General features: G+C 74.5%; 13 protein-coding genes. 6 read left to right on the top strand and 7 right to left on the bottom strand.

Annotated elements, in window-relative coordinates:
* Positions 1-91: 91 nt before the first annotated feature.
* The 3 genes from AB0B02_RS22370 to AB0B02_RS22360 are packed head-to-tail and all read left to right on the top strand — an operon-like array spanning position 92 to position 2764.
* Positions 92-1339 (top strand): MurT ligase domain-containing protein, encoded by a 1248-nt coding sequence (locus AB0B02_RS22370; RefSeq protein ID WP_281938499.1) that lies wholly within the window; start codon positions 92-94, stop codon positions 1337-1339.
* Positions 1329-2051, top strand: a complete 723-nt coding sequence (locus AB0B02_RS22365; RefSeq protein ID WP_107162608.1) for a glutamine amidotransferase — start codon at positions 1329-1331, stop codon at positions 2049-2051. The genes AB0B02_RS22370 and AB0B02_RS22365 overlap by 11 nt, the downstream gene beginning before the upstream one ends.
* Positions 2048-2764 carry a VTT domain-containing protein gene (locus AB0B02_RS22360; RefSeq protein ID WP_281936602.1) on the top strand — a complete coding sequence of 239 codons (717 nt, stop codon included), beginning with the start codon at positions 2048-2050 and terminating at the stop codon, positions 2762-2764. The genes AB0B02_RS22365 and AB0B02_RS22360 overlap by 4 nt, the downstream gene beginning before the upstream one ends.
* Positions 2765-3158: 394 nt before the next feature.
* Here AB0B02_RS22360 and leuS read toward each other — a convergent pair whose 3' ends face one another.
* Positions 3159-5999: a leucine--tRNA ligase gene (leuS, locus tag AB0B02_RS22355; RefSeq protein ID WP_357303102.1), complete on the bottom strand. Its 2841-nt coding sequence runs from the start codon at positions 5997-5999 to the stop codon at positions 3159-3161.
* A 326-nt stretch (positions 6000-6325) separates the two neighbouring features.
* Between leuS and AB0B02_RS22350 the strand changes: the two genes are divergently transcribed.
* From AB0B02_RS22350 to AB0B02_RS22340, 3 genes are read left to right on the top strand one after another with little or no spacing between them, the layout of a single operon-like run.
* The gene (locus AB0B02_RS22350) at positions 6326-7390 is read left to right on the top strand and encodes a MoxR family ATPase (RefSeq protein ID WP_357303099.1); all 1065 of its coding nucleotides are present in this window, start codon (positions 6326-6328) and stop codon (positions 7388-7390) included.
* 1 nt (position 7391) lies between these two features.
* On the top strand, positions 7392-8690 hold the full coding sequence (locus AB0B02_RS22345) for a DUF58 domain-containing protein (protein ID WP_357303096.1): 1299 nt from the start codon (positions 7392-7394) through the stop codon (positions 8688-8690).
* Between the two features lie 16 nt (positions 8691-8706).
* Entirely contained in the window at positions 8707-11172 is a 2466-nt protein-coding gene (locus AB0B02_RS22340; RefSeq protein ID WP_281936610.1) for a DUF3488 and transglutaminase-like domain-containing protein, read from the top strand.
* A 190-nt stretch (positions 11173-11362) separates the two neighbouring features.
* Here the strand turns inward: AB0B02_RS22340 and AB0B02_RS22335 are convergent, their stop codons facing one another.
* The 6 genes from AB0B02_RS22335 to AB0B02_RS22310 form a co-directional block, all read right to left on the bottom strand.
* A complete protein-coding gene (locus tag AB0B02_RS22335) occupies positions 11363-11761 on the bottom strand; it encodes a DUF3040 domain-containing protein (protein WP_107162615.1) in 399 nt (132 codons plus the stop codon).
* Positions 11762-11876: 115 nt separating this feature from the next.
* Positions 11877-13139 carry a DNA polymerase IV gene (locus AB0B02_RS22330; RefSeq protein ID WP_357303092.1) on the bottom strand — a complete coding sequence of 421 codons (1263 nt, stop codon included), beginning with the start codon at positions 13137-13139 and terminating at the stop codon, positions 11877-11879.
* Positions 13140-13210: 71 nt separating this feature from the next.
* Positions 13211-14374 (bottom strand): nucleotide pyrophosphatase/phosphodiesterase family protein, encoded by a 1164-nt coding sequence (locus tag AB0B02_RS22325; protein ID WP_281936615.1) that lies wholly within the window; start codon positions 14372-14374, stop codon positions 13211-13213.
* Complete coding sequence (locus AB0B02_RS22320; protein WP_281936617.1) at positions 14371-15102, bottom strand: methyltransferase domain-containing protein; 732 nt, start codon at positions 15100-15102, stop codon at positions 14371-14373. Before AB0B02_RS22320 ends, AB0B02_RS22325 begins: the two co-directional genes overlap by 4 nt.
* Positions 15103-15119: 17 nt before the next feature.
* Positions 15120-15299, bottom strand: coding sequence for a hypothetical protein (locus AB0B02_RS22315; RefSeq protein ID WP_107162619.1), 180 nt, complete (start codon positions 15297-15299; stop codon positions 15120-15122).
* A 99-nt stretch (positions 15300-15398) separates the two neighbouring features.
* Positions 15399-18779: an error-prone DNA polymerase gene (locus AB0B02_RS22310; RefSeq protein ID WP_357303087.1), complete on the bottom strand. Its 3381-nt coding sequence runs from the start codon at positions 18777-18779 to the stop codon at positions 15399-15401.
* Between the last annotated feature and the right edge of the window lie 27 nt (positions 18780-18806).

Below are 18806 nucleotides of genomic sequence, written 5' to 3'. Positions count from 1 at the left end.
GCCGTGCCGTCCCCGGCCGAACGGTTCGCCGTCGGCGGCGATCTGGCGGAGACCGTGGTCCGGTAACCTCGCTCGGGTGACGGACGCGAAGATGCCCTTGCGGGCAAAGGTGGCCAGCTCCGTGTCGCGCACCGCCGCGGCGCTGTCGCGGGCCGCGGGCCGTGGCGACGGCTCGGTGATCGGCGGCTGGATCGGCCTCAAGATCGACCCGGACCTGCTCGCCCACCTCTCGGCCGGGCGGGCCATCGCCCTGGTGTCCGGCACCAACGGCAAGACCACCACCACCCGGCTCACCAGCGCCGCGGTCGGCGTGCTGGGCCGGGTCGCCTCCAACGCCTTCGGCGCCAACATGCCCACCGGGCACACCTCGGCGTTGGCCAAGGCCGGCAGCACGCCGTACGCGGTGCTGGAGGTGGACGAGCACTACCTGGCGCAGGTCCTGGAGGCGACCGAGCCGCACGTGGTGGCGCTGCTCAACCTCTCCCGCGACCAGCTCGACCGCGCCAAGGAGGTCGCCATGATGGCGCAGCTCTGGCGTGCCGCCCTGGTCCGGCACCCCGACGTGCGGGTGGTGGCCAACGCCGACGACCCGATGGTGGTCTGGGCCGCCACCCCGCCGGCCGACCCGGCCCAGGGTCACGTGCCGCCGCACGTCACCTGGTTCAGCGCCGGCCAGCGCTGGCACGACGACTCGTGGGTCTGCCCCGAGTGCGGCTCCACCATCCAGCGCTCCGGTGGCCAGTGGTGGTGCACCGGCTGCCCGCTGCGCCGCCCCGAGCCGCAGTGGACGGTGGAGGACGACGGCGTGCTCGACCCCACCGGCGCCTGGCACAAGATCCAGCTCCAGCTCCCCGGCACGGTCAACCTCGGCAACGCGGCCACCGCACTGGCGGTCGCCGCCGAGTTCGGCGTCCGCCCGGTGGACGCGGTCTCCCGGCTCGGCTCGGTCACCTCGGTGGCCGGCCGCTACGCCCAGGTCGACCGGGACGGGCGCAACATCCGGCTGCTGCTGGCCAAGAACCCGGCGAGCTGGCTGGAGGCGTTCGACATGGCCGACGTCGCGCCGACCCTGCTCTCCATCAACGCGCGCGACCCCGACGGGCTGGACACGTCGTGGCTGTTCGACGTCGACTTCGCCCCGCTGGCCGGCCGGCAGGTGCTGATCACCGGCGACCGGGCGTACGACCTCGCGGTGCGCCTCGACGTCAACGGCGTGCCGTTCCGGCACGTGCGCACGTTCGACGAGGCGGTCCGCGCGGTGCCGCCGGGCCGGCTGGAGGTCATCGCCAACTACACCGCCTTCCAGGACATCCGAGCGGAGCTGGACCGTGTCAACTGAGAGCCTGCGCATCGTCTGGGTCTATCCCGACCTGCTGTCCACCTACGGCGACCGGGGCAACGCGCTGATCCTGGCCCGCCGGGCCCAGCTGCGCGGCATGCCGGTCGAGGTGCTGGAGGTCCGCTCCGACCAGCGGCTGCCCGCCACCGCCGACATCTACCTGATCGGCGGCGGGGAGGACGGTCCGCAGGCGTTGGGCGCCCAGCGCCTGCTCGCCGACGGCGGTCTGCACCGGGCGGTGGCCCAGGGCTCGGTGGTGTTCGGCGTCTGCGCCGGCTACCAACTGCTCGGCACCTCGTTCTTCGCCAAGGGCACCCGCTGCCAGGGGCTGGAGCTGCTCGACCTCTCCTCCGACCGGGGTCCGACCCGGGCGGTCGGCGAGCTGGCCGGCGAGGTCGACCCGCGGCTGGGCATCCCGCACCTGACCGGCTTCGAGAACCACGGTGGCCGCACCCATCTCGGTCCGGGCGTGTCGCCGCTGGCCCGGGTCACCACCGGGGTCGGCAACGACGGCGCCACCGAGGGCGCGTGGCGGGGCAAGCTGCTCGGCACCTATTCGCACGGCCCGGCGCTGGCCCGCAACCCGGACCTGGCCGACCTGCTGCTGCGCTGGGCGACCGGCATCCACCAGCTCCCCCCGCTCGACGACACCTGGGCCGACCGGCTCCGGTCCGAGCGCCGCGCCGCGGTGGCCGCCGCCGCCCGGGCATGACCGGGGCCGCCCGGCCGGGGCGGCGACCGGCGGTCCGCCGCCTCGTCGGGTTACTGGGGCAGCCGTCGGCGCGCCGGTTCGGGCTGCTGCTCCTGCTGCTCGCCGGGTTCGGCGTCACACTGCTGCTGGTGCCCCGGCCGGACGCGGCCGACCTGCCGCGGCTCGCCGACTCGCTCGGCGGGTACGCCCCGGTCGCGGCCGTGGTCGGGGGCGCGCTGCTGCTGGTCGCGCTGGTGCCCCGGACGTTCGTCACGCTGGCCTCGGGCGCGATCTTCGGGCCGGTGCAGGGTGCCGCGTACGCGCTCGGCGCGGCGCTGCTCGCGGCGGCGCTCGGCTTCGCGGTCGGCCGGCTGCTGGGCCGGGACTTCGTGGCCGAGCGGGTCCGCGGCCGGCTGGCCCGGCTGGACGGCTGGTTCGCCCGGCAGAGCGTGTTCGGGGTGATCACCGTCCGGCTGCTGCCGATCGCCGGCTTCGGGTTGGTCAGCTACGGCTACGGCACCACCGCGGCCCGGGTGCTGCCGTTCCTGGCCGGCAGCGTGATCGCCTCCGCCCCGACCGCCATCGGCTACGCCGCGATCGGCGCGGCGGTGACCAGCCCCGGTTCGATCAACTGGTACGCCGCCGCGCCGGCCAGCCTCGGCCTGATCGCCAGCGTGCTGATCATCCATCGCTGGTGGCGGGCCGAGCGACAACGCCGGCTCGGTCCGAGCTGACGTGGCCGGCACCGGGGGGACGCTGCCCGGCGGGTTCGTCGCCGCGCTGCTGGGTCACCTGGCGTCGACCGCGCCCGGGATCGCGCCCGCGTACCTCGGGGTGGACGAACAGGGCCGTCGCTGCCGGCTGCTCTGCGACGCCTACGAGGGCCCGGCACGCGCCGGTTGCGCACTCGCGGCGGGCCACCGGCCCGCGGCCCCGGGTCGCGTGGAGACACGTCCCCGGTGCGGCCTGCGCCTGGGAGTGCCTACGAACTTGATGGCGTAGGTGGCTCAGCCACGACGCCTCCCGGCGTGTGGTGCCGGCGAGTCATCCACGCCATCAAGTTCGTAGGCTCCGCGGAGTCACCTCTGCGGTCCCGGGCGGCGACCGGCAACGACCCCCGACCTCGGGTCAGGCGACGACCGAGACCATCCGGCCCTTCACCACGATCACCTTGCGCGGCTCCTTGCCGGCCAGCGCGCCGGCGACCGCCTCCAGCGCGACCGCGCGGACCACGTCCTCGGGCGCGTCGGCCGGCACCTCGACCCGGCCCCGGACCTTGCCGTTGACCTGCACCGGGTAGGTCACCGACTCGGCCACCAGCAGGGCCGGGTCGGCCACCGGGAAGTCCGCGTACGTCAGCGAGGTGTCGTGGCCCAGCCGGCGCCACAGCTCCTCGGCGATGTGCGGAGCGAACGGGGCGACCATCAGCACCAGCGGCTCGGCCACCTCGCGCGGCGTCTCCGCCAGCCTCGTCAGGCCGTTGGTCAGCTCGATCAGCTTGGCGATCGCGGTGTTGAACCGGATCGCGTCCATGTCGGCGCGGACCCCGTCGATCACCTTGTGCAGCAGCCGCCGGGTCGCCTCGTCGGCGGGCGCGTCGGTGACCCGCGACGCGCCGGTCCCCTCGTCGACCACCGCGCGCCAGACCCGCTGCAGGAACCGGTACGAGCCGACCACCGCCCGGGTCTCCCACGGACGGGACACCTCCAGCGGGCCCATCGACATCTCGTACACCCGGAACGTGTCGGCGCCGTACGCCGCGCACATCTCGTCCGGGGTGACCACGTTCCGCAGCGACTTGCCCATCTTGCCGTACTCGCGCCGGACCTCCGTCTCGCCGTGGAACCACCGGCCGTCGACCTCGACGACCTCCTCGGCCGGCACGTACGCGCCGCGCGGGTCGGTGAACGCGTACGCCTGGATGTAGCCCTGGTTGAACAGCCGGCGGTACGGCTCGAACGAGGAGACGTGCCCCAGGTCGAACAGCACCTTGTGCCAGAAGCGGGCGTACAGCAGGTGCAGCACGGCGTGCTCGGCGCCGCCGACGTACAGGTCGGTGCCCCCGCAGTCGCCGGGCCGCCGCGGGCCCATCCAGTACGCCTCGTTCTCCGGCTCGGCGAAACGGTCGGCGGCGGTCGGGTCCACGTAGCGCAGCTCGTACCAGCAGGAGCCGGCCCACTGCGGCATCACGTTGGTCTCCCGGGTGTACCGCTTCGGCCCGTCACCCAGGTCCAGCTCCACCTCGACCCAGTCGCGCCGCCGCGACAGCGGGGTCTCCGGGTTGCTGGCGGCGTCCTCCGGGTCGAACGTCTTCGGCGAGAAGTCGTCCACCTCGGGCAGCTCGACCGGCAGCATCGACTCCGGCAGCGCGATCGGCGCCCCGGTCTCGTCGTACACGATCGGGAACGGCTCGCCCCAGTAGCGCTGCCGGGAGAACAGCCAGTCCCGCAGCCGCCAGGTGGTCGCGCCGACGCCGCGCCCCTCGGCCTCCAGCCACCCGATGGCCCGGGCCTTCGCGTCGGCCAGCCCCAGGCCGTTCAGGTCCAGACCGGCCGCGGGTGCGGCGCTGTTGATCCGCGGCCCGTCCCCGGTGTACGCCCCGCCGGTGAACCCCTCCGGCGGCTGCACGGTACGCACCACGGGCAGCTCGAAGACCTCGGCGAACGCGTGGTCCCGCTCGTCCTCGGCGGGCACCGCCATGATCGCGCCGGTGCCGTAACCGGCCAGCACGTAGTCGGCGATGAAGATCGGCACCGGCGCGCCGGTGACCGGGTGGTCGGCGTAGGCGCCGGTGAAGACGCCGGTCTTCTCCCGGGTGTCGGCCTGCCGCTCCATGTCCGTCTTGGCCGCGGCGGCCTTGCGGTACGCCTCGACCGCCTCGCGCGGGCCGGCGTGTCCGCCGGTCCAGGCGTCCCGGGTCCCCGCCGGCCAGGCCGCCGGCACCAGCGCGTCGACCAGCTCGTGCTCGGGCGCCAGCACCAGGTAGGTGGCGCCGAAGATGGTGTCCGGCCGGGTCGTGAACACCCGCACCGCGGCGGCGGCGGTCGGGAAGTCGATGTGCGCACCGGTGGACCGGCCGATCCAGTTGCGCTGCATCAGCTTGATCGGCTCGGGCCAGTCCAGCGTGTCCAGGTCGTCCAGCAGCCGGTCGCCGTACGCGGTGATCCGCATCATCCACTGCTTCAGGTTGCGCTTGAAGACCGGGAAGTTGCCCCGCTCGGAGCGACCGTCGGCGGTCACCTCCTCGTTGGCCAGCACGGTGCCCAGCCCGGGGCACCAGTTCACCGGCGCCTCCGAGACGTACGCCAGCCGGTGGTCGTCGACGACGCGGCGGCGCTCGGCCACGGTCAGCTCCGCCCAGGGGCGGCCGTCCGGGGTGGGCCGGGTGCCGCCCTCGAACTCGGCGATCAGCTCGGCCACCGGGCGGGCCCGGCGCGCGTCCGCGTCGTACCAGGAGTTGTAGACCTGCAGGAAGATCCACTGCGTCCAGCGGTAGAACTCGGTGTCGATGGTGGCGACCGAGCGCCGCTCGTCGTGGCCCAGCCCCAGCCGGCGCAGCTGCGCCTTGTACCGCTCGATGTTGGCCACCGTGGTGGTCCGCGGGTGGGTGCCGGTCTGCACCGCGTACTGCTCGGCCGGCAGGCCGAACGCGTCGAAGCCCATCGCGTGCAGCACGTTGTGGCCGGCCATCCGCTGGTAGCGGGCGTAGCAGTCGGTGCCGATGTAACCCAGCGGGTGACCGACGTGCAGGCCCGCGCCCGACGGGTACGGGAACATGTCCAGCACGTACAGCTTCTCGGCGCCGGCTCGGGGGTGCCCCGGGTCGGCCAGCGGGCCGGTCGGATTCGGGGCGTGGAAGGTGCCCTCCCGTTCCCAGGTGTCCTGCCAGCGGTGTTCGATCTCCTCGGCCAGGGCGGCGGTGTACCGGAACGGGGGAATGTCGGTGGCCGGTGCGGCTGCCTCACTCATGGCGTCTCCTCAGGTCTGCTGGGGGCACAAAAAAGCCCCTCGCGCAGGAGGGGCGGCCGTGCTGTCGCGCGTTCAGCGCATCAGCACGGCTCGGTAAGAAGCAGGAAGACTCCGGCCATGGGTCGCAGTGTACCCCGGTCCCCCGTCCGGCGAATATTCCGGGCGTAACCGACCGACCACCTGCGGGAGTCGGCGTTCCCGGCAAACATGGTTAGCCTGAGAGGCCAGTGAGATGCGTGCGGCAGACGAGGCTCGGCGTCGCGAACCCAACGGCGGGTCCAGGTGCTCTATACAGAGCTGCCGTTCCGGCGACGAGGAGGAGGCCCGTGACACAACAGACCTGGGACGAGGTGGGCGGTCTGCTGCCGCACGACGAGTTCCGTGCCGCCAGTGAGGCCGTCGTGGCCAACATCGAGCAGGTCATCGAGGGCAAGACAGCCACCGTCCGGCTCGCCCTGGCGGTGCTGCTCGCCGAGGGCCACCTGCTCATCGAGGACGTTCCCGGCGTCGGCAAGACCAAGCTGGCCAAGGCGATGGCCCGCTCCATCGACTGCTCGGTCCGCCGGATCCAGTTCACCCCCGACCTCCTGCCCAGCGACGTCACCGGCGTCAGCGTCTACAACCAGGAGACCCACGACTTCGAGTTCCGCCCCGGCGCGGTCTTCGCCAACCTGGTGGTCGGCGACGAGATCAACCGGGCCTCGCCGAAGACCCAGTCGGCCCTGCTCGAGTGCATGGAGGAGCGGCAGGTCACGGTCGACGGGGTGACCTACCAGCTCCAGACGCCGTTCATGGTGATCGCGACGCAGAACCCGATCGAGATGGAGGGCACCTACCCGCTGCCCGAGGCGCAGCGGGACCGGTTCACCGCCCGCATCGCGATGGGGTACCCGGACCCGAACGCCGAGCTGGCCATGCTGGACGGACACGGCGCCACCGACCCGCTGTCCGGCCTGCGCCCGGTCTCCGACGCGGCCACCGTGCGGCGGCTGATCGGGCACGTCCGCCAGGTGCACGTCGCCGACGCCGTCAAGCAGTACGCGATCGCCCTGGTGACCGCCACCCGAGAGGCGCCCGACCTGCGACTCGGCGCGTCCCCGCGGGCCACGCTGCAACTGCTGCGCACCGCCCGCGCGGTGGCCGCGCTGGAGGGCCGCGACTACGTCCTGCCGGACGACCTCCAGGCCCTCGCGGTGCCGGTGCTGGCACACCGGATCATCCCGACCGCGGACGCGCAACTGGCCCGGCGCACCACCGACGCGATCGTCGCCGAGTTGGTGCACCGCCTGCCGTTGCCGCACGACCGGCAGCGCTCCCCGTACGACACCCGGCCCGGCGGTGGCGCCGGCAACAGCAACGGCCGGGGGCCGTACGAGCCGCGGAGGCCGTGACGTGCGCGACGGGCTGCGCGGGCTGACCACCCGCGGGCGCTCCTTCCTGGCGGCCGCGGTCGCCGCCGCGCTCTCCGCCGCCATCCTCGGTGAGAAGGACCTGCTCCGGGTGGCCGTCCTGCTCGCCGTCCTGCCGCTGCTGGCCGCCGCGTACGTCGGCCGCAGCCGCTACAAGCTGGCCTGCAACCGCACGCTCGATCCGCACCGGGTGCCGGTGGGCGCCAGCTCCCGGGTGGTGCTGCGGCTGCAGAACCTGTCCCGGCTGCCCACCGGCACGCTGCTGCTGGAGGACCGGCTGCCCTACGCGCTGGGCAGCCGGCCCCGGGTGGTGCTGGAACGGCTCGGCGCGCACCAGGCCAGCTCCGTGGCGTACACGGTCCGGGCCGACGTGCGGGGCCGCTACGACGTGGGCCCGCTGGTGATCCGGCTGACCGACCCGTTCGGGCTGTGCGAGCTGACCCGCTCGTTCCCCAGCACCGACCACCTCACGGTGATCCCCCAGGTCGCCCCGCTGCCCGCGGTGCGGCTGCCCGGCGAGTACGCCGGCAGCGGCGACAGCCGGGCCCGCTCGGTGGCCGTGCACGGCGAGGACGATGCCGCCACCCGGGAGTACCGGATGGGCGACGACCTGCGCCGGGTGCACTGGAAGTCGACCGCGCGCACCGGCGAGCTGATGGTGCGCCGCGAGGAGCAGCCCTGGGAGAGCCGGGCGACGGTGGTGTTGGACACCCGCGCCGCCGGGCATCGCGGCGAGGGTCCGACGGCCAGCTTCGAGTGGGCCGTCTCGGCCGCCGCCAGCATCGCCGTGCACCTGCGCCAGGCCGGCTACAAGCTGCGCCTGGTCACCGGCAACGGCGCCGACGTGGGTGCCACCGAGGCCGGTGGTGAGGGGGTGCTCCTCGATCACCTCGCCGAGGTGCACCTCGACCGACGCGGCGAGATCACCGCGCTGGTGCAGCAGGTCCGGCAGCGGGCCGACGGTGGCCTGATCATCGCGCTGCTCGGCACGCTCGGCGACGCCGAGGCGGAGCTGCTGGCCGGGCTGCGCGGCAACGGCGCCACCTGCGTGGCGTTCCTGCTCGACAGCAACACCTGGCTGAACCTGGCGCCGAAGGCACGGGCCGAGGCGGAGCGGGCGCACGGCAGTGCCGCGCTCGCCCTGCTGCAGAGCGGCTGGCGGGTGATCGGGGTGGAGCACGGCAACCGACTGCCGGCGTTGTGGCCGCAGGCCGGGCGCGGCTCCCAGGGCTTCGCCCTGCGGGCGGCGCTGGCCGAGACCGTCGCCGGAGGCATGCGATGACCGGAAGGGTGGTTCGGTGATCCCGCACCGCAACATCGGCTTCGTCGCCGCGGCGGCGACGCTGCTGGCGGCGGCTCCGCTGTCGGCGATCTTCGAACGCTGGACGTGGCTGGTCCAGGCGGCCATCGTGGTCGCCGTGGTGGCCGGCGCGGCGACGCTGGCCCGGCTGGGGCGGGCCCCGCTCTGGGGCCAGTTGCTGGCCATGCTGGCCGGCCTGACGCTGGGCCTGACGTGGGTCTTCCCGGGCGGCACCGAGGCGTTCGCGTTCGTGCCGACCCCGGCCACGTTCGCCCACTTCGGCGACCTGCTCCAGACCTCGTTGCAGGACATGCGCGGCTACGGCGTCAAGGTGCCCGACGTCGACTCGCTGCTCTTCCTCGCCGTGCTCGGCATCGGCGCGGTGGCCGTGGTGGTGGACGTGCTCGCGGTCGGGCTGCGCCGGCCGGCGCTGGCCGGGCTGCCGATGCTGGCCATCTACTCGGTGCCGGTGGCGGTCTACGTGGACAGCGTCCCGGCCACCCCGTTCGTGGTGGGCGCCGCCGGCTACCTGTGGCTGCTGGTCACCGACAACGTCGACCGGGTGCGCCGGTTCGGGCGCCGGTTCACCGGCGAGGGCCGCGACGTCGACGTCTGGGAGGCGTCGCCGCTGGCCGCGGCCGGCCGCCGGCTGGCCGTGGTCGGGGTGGTGGTGGCGGTGGCGCTGCCACTGGCCGTGCCGGGGATGACCGGCGGCCTGATGAGCAACCTCGGCAGCGGCCCCGGCGACGGCAACGGGCGGCCCGGCCAGGGCGGCAGCACGGGCCGGATCGACCTGTTCGCCGCGCTCAGCGGGCAGCTCAACCAGAGCGAGCGGTTCGACCTGGTCAAGGTCACCACCAACGAGCCGAACCCGTTCTACCTGCGCCTCGGCGTGGTGGACGATCTGCGGCCGAGCGGTTTCCAGGCGCGCGTGCCCAGCGGGCAGCCGGTCACCCGCGGCCTGCCCGATCCGGCCGAACGCGCGCCCCGCGGGGTCGAGCAGCAGCGCTACCGCGCCACCGTCGAGGTGACGAAGAACCTGAACATGCCACTGATGCCGGTCTACGCCGAGCCGGTGAAGACCGATGACCTGGCCGGCAACTGGCGCTACGACCCGCAGCAGCAGATCGTCTTCTCCAGCCGGGACAACGCCCGCGGCAAGCGCTACTCCTTCGACTACGTGCGGTCGACGTTCAGCCCGGCGGCGCTGCGCGCCGCGCCGTCCCTGCCGTCGGACAGCGCGGTGCTGCGCCAGCAGACCGTCACCCCGTCGGTCCCGGCCGTCGACCGGCTGGTCGAGCGGCTGGTGAAGGGCCGGCAGACGGACTACGACAAGGTCCGGGCGGTCTACGACTACTTCTCGGTGGAGAACGGGTTCACCTACGCGCTCTCCACCCGCGCCGGCAGCAGCGGGGACGACATCACCGACTTCCTGGCCACCAAGGTCGGCTACTGCCAGCAGTACGCGGCGGCCATGGCCTGGCTGGTGCGGGCGGCCGGCGTACCGGCCCGGGTGGCGGTGGGGTTCACCAACGGCAGCAACGGCGGCGACGGCTCCTACGTGCTGACCAACCAGAACCTGCACGCCTGGACCGAGGTCTACTTCGGCGGCATCGGCTGGGTGCCGTTCGACGCCACCCCGGCGGCGAGCATCCCGGGTTCGGTGCGGTCGGCCTGGGCCCCGGACACCGACGCCCCGGAGGAGATCACCCCCGCGCCGGGCAGCAGCGCCGCGCCCGACGCGACCGACCCGTCGGCCGGCCCGAACGAACCGGACCGCCTGGACAAGGACGCCGACCAGGGCCTGGCGGTCGGCGACAACGGGCCGACCCGGCAGGACCGGGTCTGGCCGTGGTGGCTGGCCGGGGTGCTCGCGCTGCTGGCGTTGCTGGCCGCGCCGGCCCTGCGCCGCTCCGCGCTGCGTCGTCGGCGGCGGGTCCGGGCGACCCTGCCGGCGGCCACCGCGATGGCCGTGCCCGGGCAGCGGGGCCGCGGCCCCGAGATGGTGGTCGGGGTGGACGCCGAGGCGGCCCGCGCCGACGCGCACGCCGCCTGGGACGAACTGCTCGACACGCTTGTCGACTTCCATGTGCCGGTGGACGGCACGGAGACGCCGCGGGCCACTGCCGAGCGGTTGAGCCGGGAGGCGCTGGTCGAGGACGCCGGCGCGGTGACCGGGGTACGGCTGCTGGGTCGGGCCGAGGAGCGGGCCCGGTACGCCCGTGACCCGCTGACCGACGCCGAGTTGCAGCCGGCCCTGCGGACGGTCCGGGGAGCGCTCGCCGCCCGGGCGGACCGGCGGACCCGGCTGCTGGCGGCGGTGCTGCCGCCGTCGGTGCTGGCGCGGTGGCAGACCGCCCTGGCCGAGCGGTCGGCCCGCCTGGTCACCGTCACCGGGCAGGCCCGGCAGCGGATGCTGCGCTGGAACCCGCGTCGCCTGCTGGCCAACCGCCCCGCCCGCTGACCCCTCCCCCTCCCTCTCCCCTCCCCCGTCACTGATTGACGGAAAGAGTGGTTATCCGGGCCCGGATAACCACTCTTTCCGTCAATCAGGGGGACAACGCACGGGGTGGGGGGTGACGCGGCGAATGCGCTTGCCGGCACAGCCGGCAAGCGTCCGTCGCGGCCCCGCCCGGGTCAGGGGCGGGGCGTGGTCAGCGGTGGCCCTCCGGGCGCTGCCGCCAGCGGTCCTCCATCCGGTCGAGGAAGGAGCCCCGGCGGCCACTGCGGCCACGGGGACGACGCCGACTTGTCGTTGTGCCGCCCACCACGTGCAGGTCGGGCGACTGGGACCGGCGGTGCGACTGCACCGCGTAGCCCAACGAGGCCAGCATGACGACGAAGCCCGCCACGGCCACCGCAGGAATCTTGATCACGGCACCGTAGATCAACAGTGCCAGACCAGCGACGACCACGCCGGCAGCGACGAGCACGCGACGCCGCGCGTGGAAACGCGGGTCGCTGGCGCGCACGGCCGAGGCGAACTTGGGATCCTCGGCAAGCGACCGCTCGATCTGCTCGAACAGCCGCTGCTCGTGCTCCGAGAGCGGCACGGCACTCCTCCCCGGTCACGTTGGTCGGCCCGGTCGGGCCGACAGACCGTGGCAGCCAACCGGCTGCTTACCCGCAAGTCTACGAGGGGGCTCGCGCGTCGGAAAGCGGGACGACCTACGGCCGGGTCGGTTTTTCGACTTGTCGTGGATCGCGCCGGCCGAGAAGACTGGCCGGACCTATGACGGACCGCCCGAAACGGGCGGCCGCCGCGTCCGCCGCCGCGTCCGCCTCCCGCCACCCCCGCTCCGGCGCACCCAGGGTGAGCTGCTGCGGCGTCTCCTCCGCCGCGGCCAACCCCTCCATCCGTACGCCGACCAGGCGAACCGCCTCGCCAGGGGCGAGAGCGAGCCAGAGCGCCCACACCGTGTCGAACATCTCCCGTGCGGTATCGGTCGGCACGCCGAGCGTGCGGGAACGACTGATCGTGCGGAAATCGGCGAACCGGACCTTCAGCGACACCGTGCGACCCACCTGACCGGCCGCCCGCAGCCGGGCGCCCGCCTTCTCGGCCAGGGCGAGCAGCGCGCGCCGGATCTCGACCGGGTCGGTGACGTCGGTGTCGAACGTGACCTCCGCCCCGATCGACTTCTCCACCTGCTCCGGGGAGACCCCGCGCGGGTCCCGCCCCCGGGCCAGCTCGTGCAGGTGCGTCGCGGACGCCTCGCCCACCGCCCGACGCAGCAGACCGGCCGGCGCCTCCGCCAGGTCGCGCACCGTACGCAGGCCGAGCCGGCGCAACGCCTCCGCCGAGCGTTCCCCCACCCCCCACAGCGCCGACACCGGCAACGGGTGCAGGAAGTCCAGCACCCGGTCGGCGGGCACCACGAGCAGGCCGTCCGGCTTGGCCCGGGTGGAGCCCAGCTTGGCCACGAACTTCGTCGGCCCCACCCCGACCGAGCAGGTCAGCCGCTGCTCCTCGGCCACCCGGCGACGGATCAGCGCGGCGATGGTCGCCGGTCGCCCGAACAGCCGGCGGGCACCGGCCACGTCGAGGAACGCCTCGTCCAGGGAGAGCGGCTCGACCAGCGGGGTGACGTCCCGGAAGATCTGCATGACCGCCCGGGACGCGGCCGAGTAGGCGGTGAAGTCGGGCGGCAGGTAGACCGCGCCCGGGCAGAGCGCCCGCGCCCGGGCGGTGGGCATCGCACTACGGACCCCGAATTCCCGGGCCTCGTAGCTGGCGGAGCTGACCACGCCGCGTGGACCGACACCGCCCACCACCACCGGCCGGCCACGCAGCTCGGGGCGGCGACGCACCTCCACCGAGGCGAAGAACGCGTCCATGTCGACGTGCAGGATGGAACAGCCGGTGTCGTCGGCGTCCGGCCCGAAGCGCGGGTCACCGCCGCCCCGGGGCAACGACTGGCTGCGGCCCATGCCCGCAGGCTAGCCCGCCGGTCCGACAACCCCACCGGTCAGCCCCGTCCGGCCGGGCCCGGCCGGACCGGTCAGCCCCGGACCACCAGCAGCGGGACGGTCATCTCCGCGGCGGTGTCCGCGCCGTGGTACGCCACCAGCCGCGACACCATCGGCGGCTCGGACCGGGTGGCGACCACCGCGTACGTGTCCCGGCAGACCACCACCACGTCGCCGATCCGGGCCAGGTGTGCCTCCGGCACCGGCCCGAACCAGCCGGTGGCCACCGCCTCCGCCCGGGTCAGCACGTCGGCCGCCCCGCCCAGCACCCCACGCCAGGCGGCCACCACGTCGGCCTCGGCGCCCGGCTCGACGTGCAGGTAACGGACCCGGGGCTCGCCGGCCACCACCCGCACCCCGGCCCGCAGCCGGGGGTCGGCGTCCAGGTCGATCCGGTGCCCGGCGGGAATGTCGAGCTGGCCGTGGTCGGCGGTGACCAGCAGCGCGGCGTCCGGCGGCAACCCGTCCAGCAGGCGGGCCAGCAGCGCGTCCACCTCCGTGGCCGCGGTCCGCCAGGGCGCGGAGTCGACGCCGCTGAGGTGCCCGTGCCGGTCCAGGTCGGGGTGGTAGCCGGAGACCAGCGTGGGCCCGACGCCGGCGGCCAGCGCGGTGAGCATCCGGGCGGCGAGCGCGTCGATCCCGGCCGCGCCCCGGTAGTCGCCGCCCCGGTTGGCGGCCAGCGTCAGGCCGCTGCCGGCGAACTCGGGGCGGCTCACCACGGTCACCGCCACGCCGGCGGCGCGGGCCCGCTCGTACCAGGTGGGGACCGGTTGCCAGCGGAACGGGTCGGGATCGCCGGCCCAGTCGACGTGGGTGAGCACCCGGTCGGTGCCGGGCACCCGGACCGTGAAGCCGAGCACGCCGTGCGCGCCCGACGGGGCGCCGGTGCCGAGGCCGACCAGGCTGGTCGGGGTGGTGGAGGGGAAACCCACGGTGAGCGGCGTGCCGGTGGTGGCGGCCAGCCCGGCCAGCGTCGGCGCGTACCGGGCGGCGGTGGGGATCTGGTGCCAGCCGAGGCCGTCGACGAGCAGCACGGCGACCCGGCGGACCCCGGCGAGCCGGGGAGTCAGGTCGAGCCGGTCGACCGCGCCGGGCACGCCGAGCAGCGACAGCGCGCTGGGCAGCACGTCGACCAGGCTGCCGCCGTCGTATCGGGGCGCGACCCGGTCCAGTGGGGCCGGGACGGGGCCGGTCATGCCGGGCGGCGGGCGAACAGGTGCAGTTGGGCGGCCAGGTCCCGGTACGGCGACCGACCGGCCAGGGCCCGTTCCAACTCCACCAGGGCGGCCGGCTGACCGTCGGCCACGGCGGCCGGCAACAGGTCGGCGAGCACGCGTACGCCGTGGATCTCCTCGACGACGAGCCCGGCGGCGGTGAGCAGCGCGGTCGCGCCGTCGGCGTCGTAGCGGCGGCGCAGCGTGTCCCGGCCCCCGGCGGTGCCGTGCGGGTCGGCGGCCAGCGCGGCGGCAGCGTCGAGCTGCCCGTTCATCGCCCGGCCGAGCACCGCGGCGGCCCGCGCGGCGACCAGCACGCTGGCCGCGCCGCCGGGACGCAGCGCGGCGACCAGCGCCGCCGTCACCGGCTGCGGGTCGTCGACCACCTCCAGGACGGAGTGGCAGAGCACCAGGTCCACCGAGGCCGGTTCGACCAGCCCGGCGAGCGCGTCGGCGTCGCCCTGCGTCGCGCGTACCCGATCGGCGACCCCGGCCTCGGCGGCCCGGCGGGTCAGCGCGGCGAGCGCGTCGGGGCTGGCGTCGACCACGGTGACCCGGTGGCCGGCCTCGGCGAGCGGGACGGCGAAGCCGCCGGTCCCGCCGCCGACGTCGAGCACGGCGAGCCGTTCGTCGGCCCGCCGGCTCAGCTCGGCCCGGAGCACCGACCAGATCACGGCGGTGCGGGGGGTGAGGGTTCGGGTCTGCTCCACCCCGCCGAGCCTAGGGGTCAGGACTCGCCGCCGCCGGCCGGGTCCTCCTCGGCGCGGGAACGCTGGGCGTTGGCCACCGGGCCGTCGGTCACCTGGTGCTCGCGCGGCTCGATCTCGTGGGTGGGCGCCCACCCGGCGCCGAGCCGGGTCCGTCGGACGTTGGCCACGCCACCGGGGTACGTGCTGTGAAAGGTCATCTGGTTCATCCCCCATACCCGGGTGGGCCGCTCTGCCCACCCGTTGTCCGGGAGTCTCCCGTGTCCGGCCCTGGGAAACCGTAATGTGGATCACTACGGTCAACGGAAATCCCGGGACGCCGGCGCGACGGGCGGCTCGATCGCGTCCAGCCGGTCCGCGGTGAGGTTCGTGACGCCCTCGTGCCGCTGCAACCGGCCCCGCACCACCAGCGCGCCGCTGGTGCGGGCGATTCGACGGTAGCGCTGCCACAGCCCCGGCGAACACGTGACGTTGAGCATGCCGGTCTCGTCCTCCAGGTTGAGGAACGTGACCCCGCCGGCGGTCGCCGGCCGCTGCCGGTGGGTGACGATCCCGCCGACCCGGATCCGCTGCCCGGGCGGCACCTGGCCGAGGCGGGCGATCGGCACCGCGCCCAGCGCGTCCAGCCGGCCCCGGATGAACCGGGCCGGGTGGCTCTCCGGGGACAGGCCGGTGGCCCAGACGTCGGCGACCAGCCGGTCCACCGCCGCCATGCCGGGCAGCGTGGGCGGGTCCGCGCCGGTCACCGTGCCGGGCAGCCGACCGGGCCGGTCCTGCGCCGCCGCGCCGGCGGCCCAGAGCGCCTGCCGCCGGGTCAGCCCGAAACCGGCGAACGCGTCCGCGGTGGCCAGCGCCTCCAGCTGCCCGGCGGTCAGACCGGTCCGTCGGGCCAGGTCCGGCATGTCCCGGTACGGCCCGTGCGCGGCCCGCTCCGCCTCGATCCGCTCGGCCGCGTCGTCGCCGAGGGTACGGACGCTGCCCAGCCCGAGCCGGACCGCCGGCCCACCCAGCCCCCAGGCGTGCGGCGGCTCCCCCGGCAGGCTCCCCCACCGGGTCTCCGGCGTCGACTCCAGCACCGCCCTGGCGCCGCTGGCGTTGATGTCCGGCCGGCGCACCTCCACCCCGTGCCGGCGGGCGTCGTCGGCCAGCGTCTGCGGCGAGTAGAAACCCATCGGCTGCGCGTTGAGCAGCGCGGCCAGGAACGGGCCCGGGTGGTAGCGCTTCAGCCACGAGCTGGCGTAGACCAGGTACGCGAAGCTCATCGCGTGGCTCTCCGGGAAGCCGTAGCTGGCGAACGCGGTGAGCTTGCGGTAGACGTCGTCGGCCAGCTCACCGGTGATGCCCCGCTCGGCCATCCCGGCGTAGAGCCGGTCGGCGATCCGGGCCATCCGTTCCACCGAGCGTTTCGCGCCCATGGCCCGGCGCAACTGGTCCGCGCCGGCCGCGTCGAAGCCGGCCAGGTCGATGGCGAGCTGCATGAGCTGCTCCTGGAACAGCGGCACACCGAGCGTCTTCTCCAGCGCGTTGCGCATCAGCGGGTGCGCGTACGTGACCGGCTCCTGGCCGTTCTTGCGCCGGATGTACGGGTGCACCGAGCCGCCCTGGATCGGGCCGGGCCGGATCAGCGCCACCTCCACCACCAGGTCGTAGAACTCGCGGGGTTTGAGCCGGGGCAGCGTGGCCATCTGGGCCCGGCTCTCCACCTGGAACACGCCGACCGAGTCGGCCCGGCAGAGCATGTCGTAGACCTCGGGGTCGTCGAGCGTCATCCCGCCCAGGTCCAGGCTCATCCCGATCATGTCGTAGCCGTAGTGCAGCGCGGACAGCATGCCGAGGCCGAGCAGGTCGAACTTGACCAGCCCGACCGCGGCGCAGTCGTCCTTGTCCCACTGGAGCACGCTGCGGCCGGGCATCCGACCCCACTCCACCGGGCACACCTCGATCACCGGCCGGTCGCAGATCACCATGCCGCCGGAGTGGATGCCCAGGTGCCGGGGGAACGTCTGCAACTCGTTCGCGTACGCGACCACCTGCTCGGGGATGTCCGCCACGTCGACCGCGGCGACCGAGCCCCACCTGTCGATCTGCTTGCTCCAGGCGTCCTGCTGGCCGGGCGAGAAGCCGAACGCCTTCGCCACGTCCCGCACCGCCGACCGGGGCCGGTACGAGATGACGTTGGCGACCTGGGCGGTGTGCTCCCGGCCATAGCGGGCGTAGACGTGCTGGATCACCTCCTCCCGCCGGTCGGACTCGATGTCCACGTCGATGTCGGGCGGGCCGTCCCGTTCCGGGGCGAGGAACCGCTCGAACAGCAGCCGGTGCCGGACCGCGTCCACGTTGGTGATGCGCAGCGCGTAGCAGACCGCCGAGTTGGCCGCCGAGCCCCGCCCCTGGCAGTAGATGTCCTGCTGCCGGCAGAACGTGACGATGTCGTAGACCACCAGGAAGTAGCCGGGGAAGCCCAGCTCGTCGATCATCCGCAGCTCGTGCTCCAGCTGCGCGTACGCCTCCGGGTGCGCCTCGGGCGGGCCGTAGCGCTCCCGGGCGCCGTCCATGGTCAGCCGCCGCAGCCAGCTCATCTCCGTGTGCCCGGCCGGTACCGGGTACGCCGGCAGTTGCGGCGCGACCAGGTGCAGGTCGAACGCGAGTTCCGCGCCGAACTCGGCGGCCCGCGCCACCGCCCCCGGGTACGCGGCGAACCGCGCCGCCATCTCCGCGCCGCTGCGCAGGTGGGCGGTGGCCGCGGCGGGCAGCCAGCCGTCGATCTCATCCAGGCTGCGCCGGGCCCGCACCGCCGCCAGGGTGGTGGCCAGCCGACGTCGCCCCGGCGTGGCGTAGTGCGCGTTGTTGGTGGCCACCGTGGGCAGCCCGGCGGCGGCGGCCAGTCCGGCCAGCGCGTCGTTGCGGTCGGCGTCGACCGGGTGGCCGTGGTCGGTCAGCTCCACCGCCACCGTCTCCGCGCCGAACAACGCGGTCAACCGGTCCAGTTCCCGGGCCGCCGCGTCGACTCCGTCGGTGAGCAGCGCGGCCGGCACGTGCCCCTTGCGGCAGCCGGTGAGCACCAGCACGTGGTCCCTCAGCTCGGCGGCGATCTGCTCCAGCTCGCCGTAGACCGGGCGGCCCTTCTCCCCGCCGCGCAACTGGGCCCGCGAGATGGTGGCGGCGAGGCGCGCGTACCCCTCGTGGCCGTGCGCGAGCACCAGCAGGTGCCGGCCGAGCGGGTCGGGTTCGCCGTTCTGCGGGCCGGGCAGCCCGAGCGACAGCTCCGCCCCGAAGATCGTCGGCAGCCGCAGCGCGCGGGCCGCCTCGGCGAAGCGCACCACGCCGTAGAAGCCGTCGTGGTCGGTGACGGCGAGCGCGGTGAGCCCCAGCCGGGCCGCCTCCTCGGCCAGCTCCTCGGGATGGCTGGCCCCGTCGAGGAAACTGAAGTTGGAGTGCGCGTGCAGCTCCGCGTAGGGCACCGTGCCGTCCGGGCGGGTCAGCTCCGGCGGCCGGTACTCCTCGCGTCTGCGGCTCCAGGCCGGGGCGTCGCCGCCGTCGGCGTCGACCGCGAGCGGGTCCACCACCTGCGGCTCCACCACGTGCAGGTGCCGCTCACCGCGGGCTCCCTCACCCTTCGCCCGTCCGGAGAGCACCTGCTCCAGCTTCGACCAGGGCATCCTCGGGTTGTGGAAGCTCATGCCGCGCTCCCCCGCGCGCGATCTGTC

The sequence above is a fragment of the Micromonospora sp. NPDC049240 genome (assembly GCF_040647835.1).
In the GTDB taxonomy this organism is placed as follows: Bacteria; Actinomycetota; Actinomycetes; order Mycobacteriales; family Micromonosporaceae; genus Micromonospora.
This window is presented reverse-complemented; position numbering and strand designations above follow the sequence as displayed.